Below are 16,735 nucleotides of genomic sequence, written 5' to 3' on the forward strand. Positions count from 1 at the left end.
TCGAGCAGACAAACGCCTGAAAAATTTGTGCCAATCTAAAAAATGTTGGTTAAAGCGCTTCCAATAATAAGCTGGTGCCCGTCATTGCGGCTGGTTTTTTCAAGCCCATCAGTTGTAACACAGTGGGGGCAATATTACTCAAGCCACCACTGGTGGACAAACGCCAGTGCTGTTGATCCATGACCAAGCAAGGTACAGGGTAAACGGTATGTTGGGTATTTGGCTCACCAGTTAATGGATCAATATATTCGTCACAATTGCCATGATCCGCTGTTAATAGCACGGAGTAATCATTTACCACGGCTGCGTCTAAGACGCGCCCGACTTCGTGATCCAACGCTTCCACTGCACGAATGACTGCACTTGGCACCGCAGTATGACCAACCATATCACCATTAGCAAAATTGACGACGACGAACCCATATTCGTTTTTATTCAATTGGGCAATAACAGCATCAGCCACCTCGGGCGCGCTCATTTCGGGCTTCAAGTCATAGGTTTCAACACGCGGTGAGTCAATCACCAAGCGATCTTCCCCCAGATAAGGTTTCTCAATTCCGCTATTGAAAAAGAAGGTGACATGCGCATACTTTTCGGTTTCCGAACAGTGGAATTGCTTGAGACCTGCGTCGCTAATCACCTGTGCGAGATTCGTGGTGGGGCGCTCAGGTTCGAACATCACAGGCACACCATATTTTTTGTCATACAACGTCATGGTCGTAAGATTGACTAAACAGTAATCGCCACGGTCAAACCCATTAAAATCAGCCAGCGCTAGTGCTTCAGACATTTGGCGCGGACGATCATTGCGGAAGTTAAAAAATAACACCTGATCATCGGCTAACATGCGCTCTGCATTAGGCATAATGCGCGGACTAATAAACTCATCACCTTCATCATGCGCATAAGCATCCGCTACGGCTGCCATCGCATTTGCAGCCGGCTTACCTATTTTATGCACATAAGCATCCCAAGCCATCTTAGTACGCTCCCAACGCTTATCGCGATCCATCGCATAGAATCGGCCGCACACGGTTGCAATTTGCCCGCCAGTCCCTTGTAAAGCTTCATCAACGCGGGCCAAGAAGGGTGATGCACAACGTGGCGCAGTGTCACGTCCATCGGTAATCGCATGAACGACAGGTTTTACTCCTGCTTGGGCGGTCGCCGCGATTAATGCTTCCAAATGGTTGATATGACTATGCACACCGCCATCAGATACTAAACCGATTAGATGCAAAGGACGATTCGCCGCTTTTGCTTTGGCGAGTGCAGCTTGGAAAATAGCATTTTTCGCTAAACTACCATCAGCGGCTGCATCATCGATGCGCACTAAATCTTGTTTAAAAATCGCGCCGCACCCCAAAGTCATATGGCCAACCTCAGAATTACCCATTTGACCATCAGGCAAGCCCACCGCACGCCCTGAGGCTTGCAAGGTGGTATGCGCATAGCTACCGAAATAGCGATCTAAGTTGGGTGTATCCGCTTCATAAACCGCGTTATAACGTTTACTAGGATTAACACCGAAGCCGTCAAGAATGATCAATAAAACCTTGCGGCGTGGCGGTAAAGTAACTTGGCTCATGGTGTTTTATCCGTATCAGTCGTAGTGGAGCGCTTGTCCGGCGTTTGCGCTGCTAAACGGGCTTGCTCATCCACGGCAGCTTGTTCTGCATCAATACGCTCCATTTCTGCGTCCATTTCTTCAGGTGTCAAAGGCCGATAATCTGGCTCGGCTTGTTTGGGTTCAGGTGGATGGTTTTCCGTTTCGCGAAAACTATAGCGCTCATCCTCCCAAGCCAGCGGACTTTCGACATCATCGCCTGCACGTAATGAGGCAGCCGTGGTGCTACTTGCACGCTCAGCCGCGTATTCGGTATCTTGAGCCGCACGGTCCGCCGCTTCCATTTCTTGTTTTTGCACAGCCGACTCTTTTATACGCTTGTCAAAAAACTTACTCGCTACCAAGCCAACTTCAAATAAAAACCACATGGGAATGGCTAGCATGACTTGGGATAAGACATCTGGCGGGGTCAGCAACATGCCCACAACAAAGGCCGCAACAATGACATAAGGGCGTGATTTGACTAAATCTTCGCGTGAGACCATGCCACTGTTGATTAATAAAATAGTAGCAATTGGCATTTCAAAGCAAAAACCAAACGCCAAAAACATCATCATGACAAAATCAAGATAATCGGCAATATCTGGCATTACCGTCACATTGGTCGGTGCAAAAGCGGGCAAAACGCTGAACATCATCGGTAAGACAATGAAATAGGCGAAGGCCATCCCAAGATAGAATAATAAAACCGCCGACACCAACATGGGAATGGCAAGGCGTTTTTCGTGTTGATACAGGCCGGGCGCAACAAAACGCCATAACTGGTACAACACATAAGGCAAGGCCAACACAAAGGCCAGTAATAGCGCCAATTTATAGGGCACTAAAAAAGTATTAACGATGCCCGTAGAAATTTGTTCCGGTATATAGCGTGTTAGAGGGTTAGCCAGCAAGGCATATAATTTCTGTGCAAATGGCATTAGAACCAGAAATACGATGCCGACCGCCAAGACAATACGCAATAAACAGTCACGTAATTCCACTAAATGCGACAGAAAGCCTTGTTCCTGTGCGGCTTGAGGGGGATTTTTGCTCATGGGGAGGGCGAATTATCCTTGGTACTCGCATCAGCGTTTAGCGCTGCTTTGGCACTGTCCGCAGCACTACGAAAACTGGTTTCAGCCGTTTGGCTGGTAGCACGAATGTCTTGTTGTAGGCTATCCGCTTTCGCATACATCATATTGCGCAGATCACGCAATTCATGTTCTTGCTTAGATAACAAATCACGTAACTCAGTCGCCTGCAATTCGCGTTCAATGTCACTACGCGTCGTCGCCACAAATGCACGTAGTTTACCCAGCATACGCCCTGCTTTAGCGGCAAGACCAGGCAAACGCTCAGGGCCAACCACCACAAGCGCTACCACGGCAACGACTAACATTTCTAGGAAACTGGCTTCGAACATAAGCCCTGCCTCCTAAGGCTTAGACGTTGTCTTTCTGTTTCACTTCAACATCAATCACGCGACCTTTCTCGTCTTGCGTGACTTGTTGGGTGCTAGCGGCTGGCGTTTCTTCGTCCTTAACGGCTTTTTTGAAGCTTTTCAGGGCATCGCCTAAGTCACTGCCCATACTGCGTAGCCGTTTAGTGCCGAATAATAAGATAACAATTACCAAAATCAACACTAATGACATGGGGCTAAAAGCCGTACCAAAACCTAAAATCATTATCAATCCCTCAAACTGGGTCAGACAAAACTTTGGAAATTATGCGCCAAGATCCTGCATGTGCCTAGTGACATTTAAGAATGCAATGTTTTATTGAGCAACACCTAAAGTAAAACAAACTGCTTATGAGTCCTTACGATTGGCTTTTTCCACCAAACCGGATAAACCAAAACGGCGCGCTAATTCGTTTAAAACGGCATCTGGATGCAAATTTTGCTGAGCCAGTAATACCATACTGTGAAACCACAAATCGGCAACTTCATAAACGATTTTCTCTTTATCACCATCTTTCGCTGCCATTACCGTTTCGGTCGCTTCTTCGCCGACTTTTTTCAAAATTGCATCTAAACCTTTGGCATAAAGCTTGGCAACATAAGAACTATCCGGTTCGGCTTGTTTACGCTCCTCAAGTACCTGCGCGAGTTGGTGAAGAATTTGGGTTGTGTCAATCGTATTCATGACAGCACTCAGCCGATTAAAAGGGCATTAAGCATAACAAAGCACTGTGTAGAAAGCACACACGGTTATTGAGCAAAATTGCTGTCATGACAAGCTTCAAGGTCTAAATCAAGGGCAAAATACTCTCAAAATACGACGCCAAGCGAGATAGGCGGATTATCATGCCATTTATCCTCTTTTCCCAAGTTCTCTATCATCCCGTGCTGCCTGTCTAAGCAATGTGCAGTATAATCGCCGCTTCTTGTCACCATTACAGAACTAATCATGACAAACTACGATTTATCGACCTTTCAGGGCATGATCCAAACCCTCCATGCGTATTGGGCTGAGCAGGGCTGCGTGCTGATGCAACCTTACGATATGGAAATGGGCGCAGGCACTTTCCATCCCGCCACTTTCTTACGTGCGGTTGGCCCTGAGCCTTGGCGGGCTGCCTATGTGCAACCGTCGCGTCGCCCCACCGATGGTCGTTATGGCGAAAATCCAAATCGCTTACAACACTATTATCAATACCAAGTTTTGCTCAAGCCATCGCCGCCCAATTTCCAAGACTTATATCTCGGCTCCTTGAAAGCACTCGGTTTTGATCCTTTGGTGAATGATATTCGCTTTGTTGAGGATAATTGGGAGTCACCAACGCTAGGGGCTTGGGGCTTGGGTTGGGAAATCTGGTTAAATGGGATGGAAGTGACACAATTCACGTATTTCCAACAAGTAGGCGGTTTGGATTGTCGTCCTGTGAGTGGCGAAATCACCTATGGGTTAGAACGTTTGGCGATGTATATGCAGAACGTAACCAATGTTTATGATTTAGTCTGGACCAAAGGCCCCCAAGGTGTCGTGACTTATGGTGATGTGTATCACCAAAACGAAGTAGAACAGTCCACTTACAACTTCGAACACGCGGATACCGAGGCTTTATTCCATCAATTCAATGTGGCTGAACGCGAAAGTCAACGCATGAGTGAAATCGGTTTGCCTTTACCTGCTTATGAGCAAATGCTTAAAGCCTCTCACACTTTTAATCTTTTGGATGCGCGTAAGGCCATTTCAGTGACCGAACGCCAACGTTATATTTTGCGCGTGCGTACGTTGGCGCGTGCTGTTGCAGAAGGTTATTACAAAACACGTGAGCAGCTGGGTTTCCCGATGTTACAAACTGCACAGGAGGCCGCATAATGAGCACCACCATGGATTTTTTAGTTGAAATTGGCACGGAAGAATTACCGCCGAAAGCCCTGAAAAAACTGTCAGATGCGTTTACCGAAGGCTTGGTCAGTGGCTTACACGAGGCCGGTTTAAAAGCCAGTGAAGTGGTGCCTTATGCAGCACCACGCCGCTTGGCGGTTTGGTTAAAAAATGTACCCATTCAACAACCAGATCAGCATATTGAAAAGCGCGGCCCTGCTTTACAAGCCGCTTATGATAAAGACGGTAATCCCAGCAAAGCGGCACAAGGGTTTGCTGCCTCTTGTGGTGTAGCGTTCTCAGCTTTAGAAAAACTAGAAACTGATAAAGCGGCTTGGTTGGTTTTCCGCCAAACACAAGCAGGTCAACGTACCGCTGATTTATTACCTAGTATCGTTGATCGCTCACTCGCCAACTTACCGATTCCTAAGCGGATGCGCTGGGGGAGTGGTACGGCAGAATTCGTGCGCCCTGTACATTGGCTTGTCATGTTGGCTGGCAATACCGTAATTAATGCAGAGCTTTTGGGCATTAAAACCGGACGTGAGACGCGAGGGCATCGCTTCCACGCACCCGATGCGATTAGCATCAATTCCCCCTGTAGTTATGCTGAACAATTGAAAGCCGCTTACGTTTTAGCCGATTTTTCAGCGCGTCGTGAAAAAATTCGTGAAGGCGTTAATAGCTTATCCGCTCAGTTAGGGGGCAAAGCGATTATGCCGGAAGCGCTATTAGATGAAGTTACAGCCTTGGTCGAATGGCCTGTCCCCGTCGCAGGGCATTTTGAAGAAAAATTCCTCAGCGTACCGCAAGAAGCCTTAATTCATACCATGCAGGGCGATCAAAAATACTTTGGTTTAACCGATGCGAATGGCAAATTGATGCCGCGTTTCATTACGATTAGTAATATTGAAAGCCGCGATCCACGCAAAGTTGTTGAAGGTAATGAACGGGTTATCCGTCCGCGCTTCAGCGATGCGGCTTTCTTCTGGGAGCAGGACAAAAAACAAACGCTTGCGTCACGTCGTGATAAATTAGCAAGCGTCGTATTCCAACAAAAACTAGGCTCACTCTTAGACAAGTCTTATCGTGTGGCGCTGTTGTCTGGTTATATCGCCGAGCAATTGGGTGCACCCAAGCATTTGGCGATACGCGCAGCCGAATTAGGCAAATGTGACTTAGTAACACACATGGTGTTTGAGTTCACCGATTTGCAAGGCACAATGGGACGTTATTATGCTGAGCATGATCAAGAGCCCGCCGAAGTCGCACAGGCCTTAGAGGAGCAGTATTTACCACGCCAAGCTGGTGATGCGTTACCGAAAACCCAAGTGGGTCAAATTCTAGCCTTAGCAGAGCGCTTAGATACCTTGGCCGGTATTTTCGCCATCGGCCAAAAACCAAGCGGAACAAAAGACCCTTTTGGTTTGCGTCGTGCTGCGGTAGGCGTCTTGCGCTTATTAATCGAGTTAAAATTGCCGCTTGATTTGGCAGATTTATTGGATAACGCGGCTAATCATCTACGCGCTCAACTTGGCGAAAAACCAGATATGCAAGAAGCGCTAGATTATATTCTGGAGCGTCTGCGTGCTTATTATCAAGATCAAGGCATTGATGGGCAGTTGGTTGAAGCGGTCGCTGCTTTACGTCCGACTCAGCCCTTAGATTTTGATAAGCGTGTGAAGGCAGTTACTGCATTTCGCCAATGGCCAGAAGCTGAAAGCCTTGCCGCTGCGAATAAACGTAGTAGCAATATTCTGAAGAAGTTTGAAGGCAGTTTACCGGCAGTGGTCAATCCAAGCCTGCTACAGGAAAGCGCCGAGCAAGCCTTAGCCGAAGCGATTCAAGTTCAACAAGCGAAAGTCGAACCCCTATTCGCAGCAGGCAGTTATGAACAAGCGTTAGCGTCATTAGCTGAATTGCGTGTACCAGTCGATACATTCTTTGATCAAGTGATGGTCATGACTGATGATCCAGCACTTAAACAGAATCGCTTGGCGCTACTCAATAATTTGCGCAGCTTATTCCTGCGCGTTGCTGATTTGTCGGTCTTGTAAAACGACTACCAACCCGCTGTCGAGCTATTATTTTGTGTAGTAGCTCGCTGAGGTGAAGGCTGTTGGGGTTTCCCTGTCGATTGCGGTGGTGGCACTTGAGGCGCTGGCACCTCCTGCGTTAAAAGCTGCTCTGCTGCTACAGGTGTCTGGGGCATTTGGGCAACTGCCGTCTCCGGGCTAGATGAAAAATTTAGTGCTAATTTGCCATCTTGCTTAATCCGAATACTGCCATCCGGTTGTGCCGCACCAATCCCCGCCATTTCTAACATACTCAGACCTTGCGCCACACTAGGTTCTGTCCCTGAAGCCGCTTTTAAGCTGAGATTGGTTTGATAAACGCCATCTTTGGCAACTGTTACCGTACCATCTAAAATAACTTTGGTTTCACGCGACTCAAGTTTAATGTCCAACGCATCAGACGCTTTGCTGGCAGGCTGAAGGATGGCGTTATAGTCGCCCTCTAAACTTAACTTACCCTGTGGGCTGGTAATTTCACCTTGCGCCCACGTCGCTTTACCCTCAACACTAGGCAGCGTTTTCCTATCCCAAAACACTTCATTTAAAGTAGCGCGTAAATCCCCACCCAAATTCAGTTCAAAGGCTTGCAAAGCCGGTAATTTCACATCTCTAGCAGCAAGTGTTAGGTTTAAAGGCTTGCATTGAACATGAGTCATCATTGACACGCCACAAGCGCCGGTGACCTTGGCCTGTTGTACGGTGGCTTGTAAATCAGCGCCCAGATAGCCACTCAATAATTGGCGGGGATTAAAAGTCCAGCTAAGATCAGAAATTCGCGTGCTAGGCAGAGACAATTGCTGAATCTCACCCTTCCACAGCGTACCATTCACGCCCGCCATCTGGATTTCTGGTTTCCAACGCATCATTTGCTGAGCAATGATGGGTAAAGGCGCCATCACCGCCAACGATACGAGAAAACTGGTCGTTCCTGCTAAAGTCCAAACTATGGATTTTTTCATCGTTCTAAGCTTAATTGTGCGCCCGTTAAACCCGGTGTCTCGGTTGGAATTAGTGACATGCCAGTAATATAAATCCCTTGCTGGCTTTCTAAATCCCCCAATAAGCTAATCATTTTGTCAAAATCAGCTTCTTGCAATTTTAAGGTAACACCATTAGTACCCTTAGCCTCAGAGCTGGCTTTCTCGTTATTTAAACCATAATTCTGTAATAAAGGCGAAATTAGCAATTGAACACTGGTTCCAGTATCACCGACCATGGTGGTTTCCACTGGCTTATAACTCGCTAATTGCTGCTGAGCGCCCTGTAGAATTTCCAAGGTCTTAGCATTATCCTCCAACTCGGCTTTTAAGCGCTTCTGGTATTTGGTAAGGGGTTGCCATACACCAAACCATAAAAAAACACTGAATAAAAAAACAAAGGTGGCTACTAATAAATAGCGCTCGCGCTCAGTAAGACTTAAAAACCAAGCTTTCACGACGCCATCTCCAATTCAAATTGTGCACGGACTTCTTTGCCGGTTTGATTGGATTTAATTTCGACCTCTTTACCCAAATTTTGTTTTAAATCTTGTTGTAGCTTATCCACAATTTGTAAGTCTGGCGCTGTAAAAGCAAGCGAAATTTTATTATTTCGAATGCGTAGTTCAGTAATTTTTAGGCGATTATCTTGCTGAAAACTTTTCCCAATCGAAGCGAGATAAGGCATAGGGCTAATTTTGCCGTTCGGTTTAGCACTAGATTCATTCAGTTTCTGCATTTCGGATAAGGTGCGCGAACGAATATCTTGTGCTGTTACCCCTTGAATATCTGGAAATAACTCATGAAATAACGCGAGGTTATGCTGATTAGAAGCATCCACTTGTCGTTTTAGCTGCAAGGTCTGCATCACTTGTAGTCCAGCCCCAATCATTAAAACTAAGCTTGCAGCAATCACGACCGGTCGCCACCGTTTCCAATGGTTTTGAAACACTGAAACACTTTTATCTTGATAACCTTTCAGCAAATTCAGGCCGAGTGCATCCTCCATATACCGCCGAGTTAAACGCTGGGGATAAGGCTCAGCTACTGCTTTGAGATCATTCGCCCACTGACTGGGCACATCGGAATAGATTTGCGCAGAACGCTCGGTGTCATCGTCTTCAAATAGGCCGTCAATTAAAATGGGTGCAGCATCAGCGGGACAACTGAAGCCATTATGAGCACCTGTGCGCACCCAAACTTGGCCATTGCGCTGCCAAATAGTCGGTTGGCCGTCACTCCAAGGCAGTATAAATACGTCAGGCAAAATCGTTCGCACGCGCAATTTGTGCTGACGGAGCGCCGCAATCCAAGTACCCAAACGCTCATGGTCGATCACTGCGACATCCAAACCACCATTGCTAGCTTCCTGCCAAACAAAATGCTGCTGCTCCAATTCTCCCACTAGATTTTCTTCTAAGGCAAACGGTAAGGCTTGACGAATCTGTCGTATATTGGTGGTAGCCAAGCCTGTGTGAGTGAGTAAAACTTCCCGCGTCGGGATAAAGAGTGTAACCGCTTGATTGCCCGCCAAACGCACTGCATCTACCCAAGTGCCATAGACCCAGTCGCTAAACAAAGCTTTATCACCTAAGAGGGTATAGGCAAACTCTTGATCATCGGGTTGTTGTAAACGAAGAATCAGCATGAATGGCGCGTTTTTAAGGTTGTTAAATTTAGTTTAAAACCGTGTCGGTCTTTTCTTTCTTTTTAATGGGTCGATCAAAATTACGCATTATGACATGAACCTCGCCCTCAGGAGAGCGAAATAATACGCTATTTATAAAAAGACGACTTCTACCCAAGCGAACTTGGCCTGCTAAACGAAAATAATTTGACTGCGTCGACAAAACTTTTAATGCATTAGCCTCAATCCCAGGAACAGCACTGGATAAGGCCGCTATATTTTTAATAGGCGCTGCTTTAGCGCGTTCAATCACTGCTTGGCTCTGAGCATTCGTAAATCCAATAGCCTCTAACACCTCGGGTAAAGCGGTGTTAATATTAATCGCAGTCGGTGTTGGCAAACTAATAATATAAGGATTAAGGCGTGTTAAAGCCTGCTTCTTTTCCTTAGCATCCTCTATATTACCCATACGCAACAAACCTAGCTCGCTTACTTCACGAATAAATTCATTGGTCGTTCGATATTCAGGGGTTTGCATTAGATAATAATCGCTTTCTGCACTCTCAGGATCCGAAGTTTTATCATCAGGATCAATCCAATCTAAGACACTAAAAGCAAAAGAACTGGGTAGATCGTAAGTTTGTAATAGCTTTTGGAATGCCTTTAGCATAATGGGATGCGGCTTTTTTTCTTTAGGTGCATAAATATCATTCACATTAAAATAGCCTTGCAAATCTTCTATCTTAATCGTGACTTCACCAATTGCCTGTCCATTATCATCATCAATTTCAAAAGGCTTTAAGTCTTGTGCCCAATTATCATGGCGCGAATCTTCTTGATTTTCTTTTAAGTCTCGTTTCAACCAAACACTAGCCATAACTTCAGCAGCCTGAGCGTATTGATAAGCTTGCTCTAAATCCTGCAAATTATGCGTTAAGCGAATGCTATAACGTTGTTGTACATAAATAGCCGTTACAATGGTCACCGCAATTGCGGCGAGCATTAAAGCCATAATCATTGCTATACCGCGCTGGCGTTTAAATGAACGGGCTGGTAAGGCCATGGCTTTAATAGACTTCCTTTATTATTTGGGTTTAATGGGCTGTAACCGCTCAGATAAAGACTGGGCTTCGTTTGGATTTAATTTGTAATCATAAACAGTGGTATAAGCCATAACAGCACGTACATATTGGCGTGTTTCTTTAAATGGAATACTTTCCACCCAACGATCTGCCTCGAGGGTTTGATCGGGTCTCCATTGTGGAATACGACCAGGCCCCGCATTATAAGCCGCTGTAGCCTGCGCATAATTACCATCAAATTGTTGCAAGAGACGCCGCAAATAAGCACTGCCCAATTGAATATTATTGGTTGGCTCCAAGATCGCCTCTTTGTCAATCACCTGCATCCCCAAACGCTTAGCCACTTCGCGTGCCGTACCCGGCATTAATTGCATGAGACCTAATGCATTAACACCTGACTGCGCTTTTTCATCAAAGGCACTTTCACGCCGCATCACACCTAAAATCCACGCAGGTTGTATACCATGAGTGCGCGACTGCTCCATAATTAAATTTTGGTAAAGTAAGGGAAAGCGAATATCTATACTATTCCAATCCTTGGTGCGTGAGAGTGTCCAAATCGCTAAATTAGGATCATTATTTCGCAACGCAGTTTCTGCCAATGCTTGCACACCGACTTTGTCCATGGCCTGTAGAAGGCGGAACCATTCACGGCGGGCTTGACTGCGCTCCCCTAACGCCATCCATTCTTGCCAGCGCTGGATAACGGCAAGTTTATTAATGCCACGCATCCGTTGACTGCGATCCGGTGGAGCTTGTTTAAGCAGCTCATAATGCTCACCTAAACGATCTGCGGCTAAAAAGCCGTAATAAGTTGCATCTTGAGAAAGTTCTTTATAAATCGGTTTAGCCGAGCTTGCTTGATTTTTTTGCTCTAGGGCACGTGCCTTCCAATAGCGCCAAACTTCTTTTTCGCCCTCATCGTCATCCTCTTTTTCCAAACCTTCCACTGCGCTTAAGACAGCATCCCAATCACCCAAACGCAAGGCTAGGCGTGCCATACCGATATTGCCTTCGGGACTGCGATGTTCAGCTTTTAAGGCTTTTAAACGTTTTAGGCCAGCATCATCATGGCGCCACGCCTCCCACATCCCCAGTTTACTTTCGACTTCGCCACTTTCTTCGGGCGTAAATTTGAAAGTTTTTTGAGCGCTTGCCCAAAGATCTAAAGCCGTTTGTAATTTCTTATCCGCTGCTTGTTTGATACCGGAGACAATCATGGCGCGGATTTGTGGCGACTCTGATTTTTTTAATAATTCAGGAATCAATTTACTAGGATTGCGTCGTGTTTCTATCCATTGATCCACTAAGCTAGCCGCATCAGGTGTAGTAATATATTTTGCTAAATCACGCGCCTCACTTAAGCGATTATTATCAATCCATTCGCCAACACGCGCCCACAATATTTCATCATTTAAAATATTATTCGCAATTAATTGAACCAATAAACCGCCACAATCATTTGGCAAACCGCGCTTAGCTCCTTGCCAAATTTGCTTACCCTTAGCGATACCACTTTCCAAAGCTTGGGTTGAAATCATGGCTTCTGCGCGATAACATTGAATAGCCGTATTATCAATATCCTCAGGAATATATTTCAGCAGCATATGCCAATCACGGAAATCAGATAATCGATTCGCCCAGCGCGCATAAATCCCATCACTCATTAAGGAATTAGGATAGCGCTCAACAAAGGCCTTTAAACTCGAATCTGGCGTTTCACGGAAATTTCTCAGCAGGATGCTATACTCTAACCAAGGATATAAGGGATAAGTACGCAGATCCATCATCGTTTGGCGCGCTGCATCTAATTGGCCAGCCTCAATTTGGGCTTGCGCTGCACGATATTGTTGGCGCTGACTTTCAAGATTATTGGTATTAAAGCCCGATAATAACGGCAAAGCCAATAACGCTAAGAGCCAAGCTTTTACGTTAAGCGAATTAATTTTTAACATAATCAAGAGTGGTTTTAGCTTATAGTCCTACTCAAAACGCTGTGATATTTAGTTGTTATTCTGGCCAGCTAATAAGGTTAGATAACGTTGGTAACGTTGCGGTGGCAAATCGTGGCTAGCAATTGCTGCCTTAATCGCGCAACCTGGTTCGTGGTGATGTGTACAATTATTAAAACGGCACATCCCCATAAAGGCTTGGAACTCTGGATAACCTGCTTGTAAGTCTAGCACACTTAAGGGCAAAAGCGGAAAATCACGTACACCGGGTGAATCGATTAAAGCGCCACCCTCGGGTAGATGATACAGTGATGCAACTGTTGTAGTGTGTCTCCCCTCACCGGTATCGGCAATGGCACCAATTTTTAAGTCAAGTTCTGGTACTAAAGCACTGACTAATGAGGATTTGCCAACACCGGATTGCCCTGCAAAAATCGCCGTCTTACCCTTAATAGCTTGGCGCAAAGCGCTTAGACCTTGCCCTGTTTTGGCTTGCACAGGATAAACTGGATAGCCGACTTGCTCATACTCGGCTAAGGCGGCCTCTTGTTCTGCTGAGCTATACGCCGCCCGCAAATCCGCTTTATTCATGATGATAATAACATCGGTTGGCAGATGGCGCGCTGCAATTAAATAACGATCCAACATTTCCCAATTGGGCGCTGGTCGCCAACTACTCACCACTAACAGTACATCTATATTAGCAGCCACCGCTCGGGGTTTGCCGCGCATATCAGGACGTAGTAACACATTTTGACGCGGCAAAATATCGATGACACTAGCATTGCCTTGGCTCTCGGTTTGCCATGCGACGTAATCACCGCAGGCGATATGCTCCAATTTGCGCCGTGTGGTGGCACGAATCGTTTCTCCCTGTGCCGTTTCGAGAATAAGTTCTGCGCCAAAACGGGTGATGACGCGGCCAGTAAGTTGCTGATCTGAAACGCTGGGGTTGGGCATGAATTATTGCGTTCGGGCTGGATTGGGAAATTTATAATAAGCTTGATTGAGGTAGGCGACCACATCTATGATCTGATCGTCGAACCAATTAGTACTTAAATTGGCATCGCAGGTGCGTACTTGGCTTTCTAATTGCGCTAAGCTTTTCACTTTTCGATCCGGCTTCGTAAAAACTGTTGCAGCATGGCAGGATAAACAACGGGATTCTTCAAATAATTTTTTACCACTTAAAGGATCACCATTATTGGCGGCATGAGCCACATTAGCCATCATTAGGCTAGCCATCAGCAATGCAAAAGTTTTCATAGCAACTCTCTTTAGGTCTGTTGTTGTAAATGGGCAATGCGAATCGCAGCAGGTGGATGCGAATCATAAAATGCCGAATGCAACGGGTCCGGTGTTAAGGTATTCGCATTTTCCTTATACAGACCCACCAAAGCAGCAATGAGTTCCGTAGCACTTGACTGACTGGCAGCGAAGCTGTCTGCCTCAAACTCATGCTTGCGTGATAAACGCGCCATAATCGGGCTAATGAAAAAAGTAAAAACGGGGCTGACTAACACAAATAATAACAGAGCCATATAAGCAGAGGGTTGGCTTACCCCTAAACTTTGGTAAAACCATGTTTGCTGCATCAACCACGCTAACACCGCAAAGCCTATAAACGTCATGGCAACCGATAGCAGCATTCCTTTCACAATATGTTTGTGTTTGAAATGCCCTAATTCGTGGGCTAGTACGGCTTCAATTTGCGCCGGCGTTAAATGTTTGAGGAGTGTGTCGAAGAAGACAATCCGCTTATTGCGTCCAAAGCCCGTGAAATAAGCATTACCATGGGCGGAACGTTTAGAACCATCCATCACAAACACGCCCTTGCTATTAAAGCCCGTGCGGGTTAATAAGGCATCAATACGCTGCGCGACTTCACCTTCTTGCAATGGCTCAAACTTATTAAATAAAGGTGCAATAAATTTGGGATAAGCCCAAGTCATTAAGAGTGAGAATGCGGTCAAACCCGCCCACGCATACAGCCACCATAAGGAACCAGCCCCTTCCATGAGCCACAATACGAATAAAATGAGGGGCACACCGATCACCAAGCCTAAAGCTGCACCTTTGACCATGTCGCTGAAAAAGGTTTTTAGGGTGGTTTTATTGAAGCCGAAGCGCTCTTCAAGGATAAAAGTACGATAGAGGGACAAGGGTAGGTCAATTAAACTACCAATAAAGGTCATGCTTAAAATCACGGCTGTGCCGGTCCATAAAGGACTCCAGCCGAAACTCCGCCAGAATTGATCTAATAATTCTAAACCGCCGCCTAAGGTCCACGCTAATAAAATGCCCACACTGAGCCATAAATCTAAACGCCCCAATTTACCGCGCGCTTGCGTATAATCAGCAGCCTTTTGGTGTTCGGCGAGTGAAATTTTGTCGGCAAAGGCACTAGGAACGGCGTTGCGATGTTGACTGACGTGACGCGCTTGGCGCAGGGATAGCCATAATTGCACACCCGTCGAGACGACTAGGAACAACAGGAAAATAACTGTAAAACTTAGCATAAGTAGTAATAAATCTAGTGAGTGGATAGCAAGAGTTTAGTTTAAGCTCACTATTTGTGCAGTAAGCCTAACTATCAAGTGTTTGAGTATAGAAAGCCATGACATTAAATCAAGAAAACCTGATTTGGATCGACCTTGAAATGACCGGTTTGGATACGATGAATGATGTGATCATTGAGATTGCAACCGTCGTTACTGATAAAGATTTGAAGGTATTAGCCGAGGGGCCTGTGATTGCCATTCATCAAGCTGATGACATCTTAGCGCGTATGGATGACTGGAATCAGAAACAACATGGCAGTTCAGGCTTGGTTCAACGCGTGAAAAATAGTCACTGGACAGAGACTGAGGCAGAGCAAGCCACCTTGGATTTTCTGCGCCAGTATGTGCCAGAAGGTGCTTCACCCATGTGTGGCAATAGCATTTGCCAAGATCGCCGCTTTTTAGCGCGTCAAATGCCAAACCTAGAAAAATTCTTTCATTATCGCAATTTAGATGTAAGCACCTTAAAAGAATTAGCCAAACGCTGGCGCCCCGGTTTGACCGATAAATTTGTTAAAGAATCACGCCATCTGGCTTTAGCCGATGTGCTGGATTCGATTGATGAATTGAAATTTTACCGCGTGCATTTTTTGCAGCTCGTAGTGTAGTCTTTGGAAACAAGAGAAAAATTATGGAGTTATTAGAGCGTATTACTGTAGAAGTAGGAAAATGTGGCAATCGTCCTTGTATTCGTGGTATGCGGATACGAGTGAGTGATGTATTAGGTATGTTAGCTGAAGGCATGTTGCCAGATGAGATTTTGGAGGATTATCCCTACCTAGAAAAAGAGGATATTAAAGCAGTGCTCATTTATGCCGCTCGGCAATTTGATCATCCCATTTTGCGAGCTGCTTGATGAAGTTTCTTGTTGATGCACAATTACCTCCAGCGTTAGCTCGTTTTTTAGCAAGTTTGGGCGAAGAAGCTGTTCATGTATTAGATGTTGGTTTATTAGAAGCTTCGGATAGTGCAATTTGGGAGTTTGCTCTTAAAAATGAATGGGTCATAATCACTAAAGATGATGATTTTCAATTTAGAGCTTCTGTAACACTAATGCCTCCGAGAATTATTTGGGTAAGAGTGGGCAATTGCTCTAAAAAACGTTTGATTGAGATTTTTAAAGAACATTGGAATACTATAAAAGAAGAATTGGACATGAATACTCTATTAGTTGAGGTAGCTTAAAGTGGGTGATTTAGCGGTTATACAGGAAATCTTCTCGGATAAGATATTATCTGCTTCACAAGTTGGGGATGTTTATGAGTTTGAGCTTAAAGGTTTGGCTCCACCGAAAGAAAAATTTAGAGTAAAGCTGAAAAAGCAAAAAGATGGAGGCTTTGTTGCTTTACAAAGTCATTATGTGCACAGATCAGGTTTAGCAGGTCCTCATTATGTCTATATTACTGGAGAAAATCGTTTAGAAGCTCTTCGTGAGGTTTTCTTGCATGGTTTGATGAACTACGATTTACAGGATAGTGGTGCAAAGTGGGTAAAAGAGCCAGATTTCTGACTCTGTAAGT

At 45.5% G+C, this 16,735-nt stretch carries 19 protein-coding genes; 6 read left to right on the forward strand and 13 right to left on the reverse strand.

What is annotated here, in order from left to right; genetic code table 11:
* Positions 1–49 precede the first annotated feature (49 nt).
* From gpmI to A3IE_RS0100455, 5 genes are all read right to left on the reverse strand, one after another.
* Positions 50–1,588, reverse strand: a complete 1,539-nt coding sequence (gene gpmI, locus A3IE_RS0100435; RefSeq protein ID WP_020393592.1) for a 2,3-bisphosphoglycerate-independent phosphoglycerate mutase — start codon at positions 1,586–1,588, stop codon at positions 50–52.
* Complete coding sequence (tatC, locus tag A3IE_RS19510; protein WP_020393593.1) at positions 1,585–2,664, reverse strand: twin-arginine translocase subunit TatC; 1,080 nt, start codon at positions 2,662–2,664, stop codon at positions 1,585–1,587. The genes gpmI and tatC overlap by 4 nt, the downstream gene beginning before the upstream one ends.
* A complete protein-coding gene (tatB, locus tag A3IE_RS19515; RefSeq protein WP_020393594.1) occupies positions 2,661–3,032 on the reverse strand; it encodes a Sec-independent protein translocase protein TatB in 372 nt (123 codons plus the stop codon). Before tatB ends, tatC begins: the two co-directional genes overlap by 4 nt.
* A gap of 19 nt (positions 3,033–3,051) precedes the next feature.
* Positions 3,052–3,294 (reverse strand): twin-arginine translocase TatA/TatE family subunit, encoded by a 243-nt coding sequence (gene tatA, locus A3IE_RS0100450; protein ID WP_020393595.1) that lies wholly within the window; start codon positions 3,292–3,294, stop codon positions 3,052–3,054.
* Between the two features lie 123 nt (positions 3,295–3,417).
* Positions 3,418–3,753 carry a phosphoribosyl-ATP diphosphatase gene (locus A3IE_RS0100455; RefSeq protein WP_020393596.1) on the reverse strand — a complete coding sequence of 112 codons (336 nt, stop codon included), beginning with the start codon at positions 3,751–3,753 and terminating at the stop codon, positions 3,418–3,420.
* A gap of 264 nt (positions 3,754–4,017) precedes the next feature.
* Here A3IE_RS0100455 and glyQ point away from each other — a divergent pair, with 264 nt between their 5' ends.
* Both glyQ and glyS read left to right on the forward strand, forming a co-directional pair.
* On the forward strand, positions 4,018–4,932 hold the full coding sequence (gene glyQ / locus A3IE_RS0100460) for a glycine--tRNA ligase subunit alpha (protein ID WP_020393597.1): 915 nt from the start codon (positions 4,018–4,020) through the stop codon (positions 4,930–4,932).
* Positions 4,932–6,998 carry a glycine--tRNA ligase subunit beta gene (gene glyS, locus A3IE_RS0100465; protein ID WP_020393598.1) on the forward strand — a complete coding sequence of 689 codons (2,067 nt, stop codon included), beginning with the start codon at positions 4,932–4,934 and terminating at the stop codon, positions 6,996–6,998. The genes glyQ and glyS overlap by 1 nt, the downstream gene beginning before the upstream one ends.
* 5 nt (positions 6,999–7,003) lie before the next feature.
* On the opposite strand, the gene A3IE_RS0100470 is transcribed toward glyS, so the two are convergent.
* Genes A3IE_RS0100470 through A3IE_RS0100505 form a run of 8 tightly spaced genes read right to left on the reverse strand, consistent with a single transcriptional unit; the run spans position 7,004 to position 15,173 of the window.
* Positions 7,004–7,975, reverse strand: a complete 972-nt coding sequence (locus A3IE_RS0100470) for a type II secretion system protein N (protein WP_020393599.1) — start codon at positions 7,973–7,975, stop codon at positions 7,004–7,006.
* A complete protein-coding gene (gene gspM / locus A3IE_RS0100475) occupies positions 7,972–8,451 on the reverse strand; it encodes a type II secretion system protein GspM (RefSeq protein WP_020393600.1) in 480 nt (159 codons plus the stop codon). Before gspM ends, A3IE_RS0100470 begins: the two co-directional genes overlap by 4 nt.
* Positions 8,448–9,641, reverse strand: coding sequence for a type II secretion system protein GspL (gene gspL / locus A3IE_RS0100480; protein WP_020393601.1), 1,194 nt, complete (start codon positions 9,639–9,641; stop codon positions 8,448–8,450). The genes gspM and gspL overlap by 4 nt, the downstream gene beginning before the upstream one ends.
* A gap of 28 nt (positions 9,642–9,669) precedes the next feature.
* Positions 9,670–10,683, reverse strand: coding sequence for a type II secretion system minor pseudopilin GspK (gene gspK, locus A3IE_RS0100485; RefSeq protein WP_020393602.1), 1,014 nt, complete (start codon positions 10,681–10,683; stop codon positions 9,670–9,672).
* A gap of 21 nt (positions 10,684–10,704) precedes the next feature.
* A complete protein-coding gene (locus A3IE_RS21760) occupies positions 10,705–12,657 on the reverse strand; it encodes a transglycosylase SLT domain-containing protein (RefSeq protein ID WP_020393603.1) in 1,953 nt (650 codons plus the stop codon).
* 48 nt (positions 12,658–12,705) lie between these two features.
* A complete protein-coding gene (gene rsgA / locus A3IE_RS0100495) occupies positions 12,706–13,614 on the reverse strand; it encodes a ribosome small subunit-dependent GTPase A (protein ID WP_020393604.1) in 909 nt (302 codons plus the stop codon).
* 3 nt (positions 13,615–13,617) lie between these two features.
* Positions 13,618–13,920, reverse strand: a complete 303-nt coding sequence (locus A3IE_RS0100500) for a hypothetical protein (RefSeq protein WP_020393605.1) — start codon at positions 13,918–13,920, stop codon at positions 13,618–13,620.
* An 11-nt stretch (positions 13,921–13,931) separates the two neighbouring features.
* On the reverse strand, positions 13,932–15,173 hold the full coding sequence (locus A3IE_RS0100505; RefSeq protein ID WP_020393606.1) for a M48 family metallopeptidase: 1,242 nt from the start codon (positions 15,171–15,173) through the stop codon (positions 13,932–13,934).
* Positions 15,174–15,271: 98 nt separating this feature from the next.
* Between A3IE_RS0100505 and orn the strand changes: the two genes are divergently transcribed.
* From orn to A3IE_RS0100525, 4 genes are read left to right on the forward strand one after another with little or no spacing between them, the layout of a single operon-like run.
* Positions 15,272–15,823: an oligoribonuclease gene (gene orn / locus A3IE_RS0100510; protein ID WP_020393607.1), complete on the forward strand. Its 552-nt coding sequence runs from the start codon at positions 15,272–15,274 to the stop codon at positions 15,821–15,823.
* A 23-nt stretch (positions 15,824–15,846) separates the two neighbouring features.
* Complete coding sequence (locus tag A3IE_RS0100515) at positions 15,847–16,071, forward strand: DUF433 domain-containing protein (protein WP_020393608.1); 225 nt, start codon at positions 15,847–15,849, stop codon at positions 16,069–16,071.
* On the forward strand, positions 16,071–16,400 hold the full coding sequence (locus A3IE_RS0100520) for a DUF5615 family PIN-like protein (protein ID WP_020393609.1): 330 nt from the start codon (positions 16,071–16,073) through the stop codon (positions 16,398–16,400). The genes A3IE_RS0100515 and A3IE_RS0100520 overlap by 1 nt, the downstream gene beginning before the upstream one ends.
* Position 16,401: 1 nt before the next feature.
* Positions 16,402–16,725 (forward strand): hypothetical protein, encoded by a 324-nt coding sequence (locus A3IE_RS0100525; protein ID WP_020393610.1) that lies wholly within the window; start codon positions 16,402–16,404, stop codon positions 16,723–16,725.
* Positions 16,726–16,735: the final 10 nt, after the last annotated feature.

Source organism: Thiolinea disciformis DSM 14473, assembly GCF_000371925.1.
Taxonomy (GTDB): Bacteria; Pseudomonadota; Gammaproteobacteria; order Thiotrichales; family Thiotrichaceae; genus Thiolinea; species Thiolinea disciformis.

Coding starts and splice junctions, on each gene's coding strand:
- gpmI (WP_020393592.1), bottom strand. CDS start 1,588: ATGAGCCAAGTTACTTTACCGCCACGCCGCAAGGTTTTATTGATCATT.
- tatC (WP_020393593.1), bottom strand. CDS start 2,664: ATGAGCAAAAATCCCCCTCAAGCCGCACAGGAACAAGGCTTTCTGTCG.
- tatB (WP_020393594.1), bottom strand. CDS start 3,032: ATGTTCGAAGCCAGTTTCCTAGAAATGTTAGTCGTTGCCGTGGTAGCG.
- tatA (WP_020393595.1), bottom strand. CDS start 3,294: ATGATTTTAGGTTTTGGTACGGCTTTTAGCCCCATGTCATTAGTGTTG.
- A3IE_RS0100455 (WP_020393596.1), bottom strand. CDS start 3,753: ATGAATACGATTGACACAACCCAAATTCTTCACCAACTCGCGCAGGTA.
- glyQ (WP_020393597.1), top strand. CDS start 4,018: ATGACAAACTACGATTTATCGACCTTTCAGGGCATGATCCAAACCCTC.
- glyS (WP_020393598.1), top strand. CDS start 4,932: ATGAGCACCACCATGGATTTTTTAGTTGAAATTGGCACGGAAGAATTA.
- A3IE_RS0100470 (WP_020393599.1), bottom strand. CDS start 7,975: ATGAAAAAATCCATAGTTTGGACTTTAGCAGGAACGACCAGTTTTCTC.
- gspL (WP_020393601.1), bottom strand. CDS start 9,641: ATGCTGATTCTTCGTTTACAACAACCCGATGATCAAGAGTTTGCCTAT.
- gspK (WP_020393602.1), bottom strand. CDS start 10,683: ATGGCCTTACCAGCCCGTTCATTTAAACGCCAGCGCGGTATAGCAATG.
- A3IE_RS21760 (WP_020393603.1), bottom strand. CDS start 12,657: ATGTTAAAAATTAATTCGCTTAACGTAAAAGCTTGGCTCTTAGCGTTA.
- rsgA (WP_020393604.1), bottom strand. CDS start 13,614: ATGCCCAACCCCAGCGTTTCAGATCAGCAACTTACTGGCCGCGTCATC.
- A3IE_RS0100500 (WP_020393605.1), bottom strand. CDS start 13,920: ATGAAAACTTTTGCATTGCTGATGGCTAGCCTAATGATGGCTAATGTG.
- A3IE_RS0100505 (WP_020393606.1), bottom strand. CDS start 15,173: ATGCTAAGTTTTACAGTTATTTTCCTGTTGTTCCTAGTCGTCTCGACG.
- orn (WP_020393607.1), top strand. CDS start 15,272: ATGACATTAAATCAAGAAAACCTGATTTGGATCGACCTTGAAATGACC.
- A3IE_RS0100515 (WP_020393608.1), top strand. CDS start 15,847: ATGGAGTTATTAGAGCGTATTACTGTAGAAGTAGGAAAATGTGGCAAT.
- A3IE_RS0100520 (WP_020393609.1), top strand. CDS start 16,071: ATGAAGTTTCTTGTTGATGCACAATTACCTCCAGCGTTAGCTCGTTTT.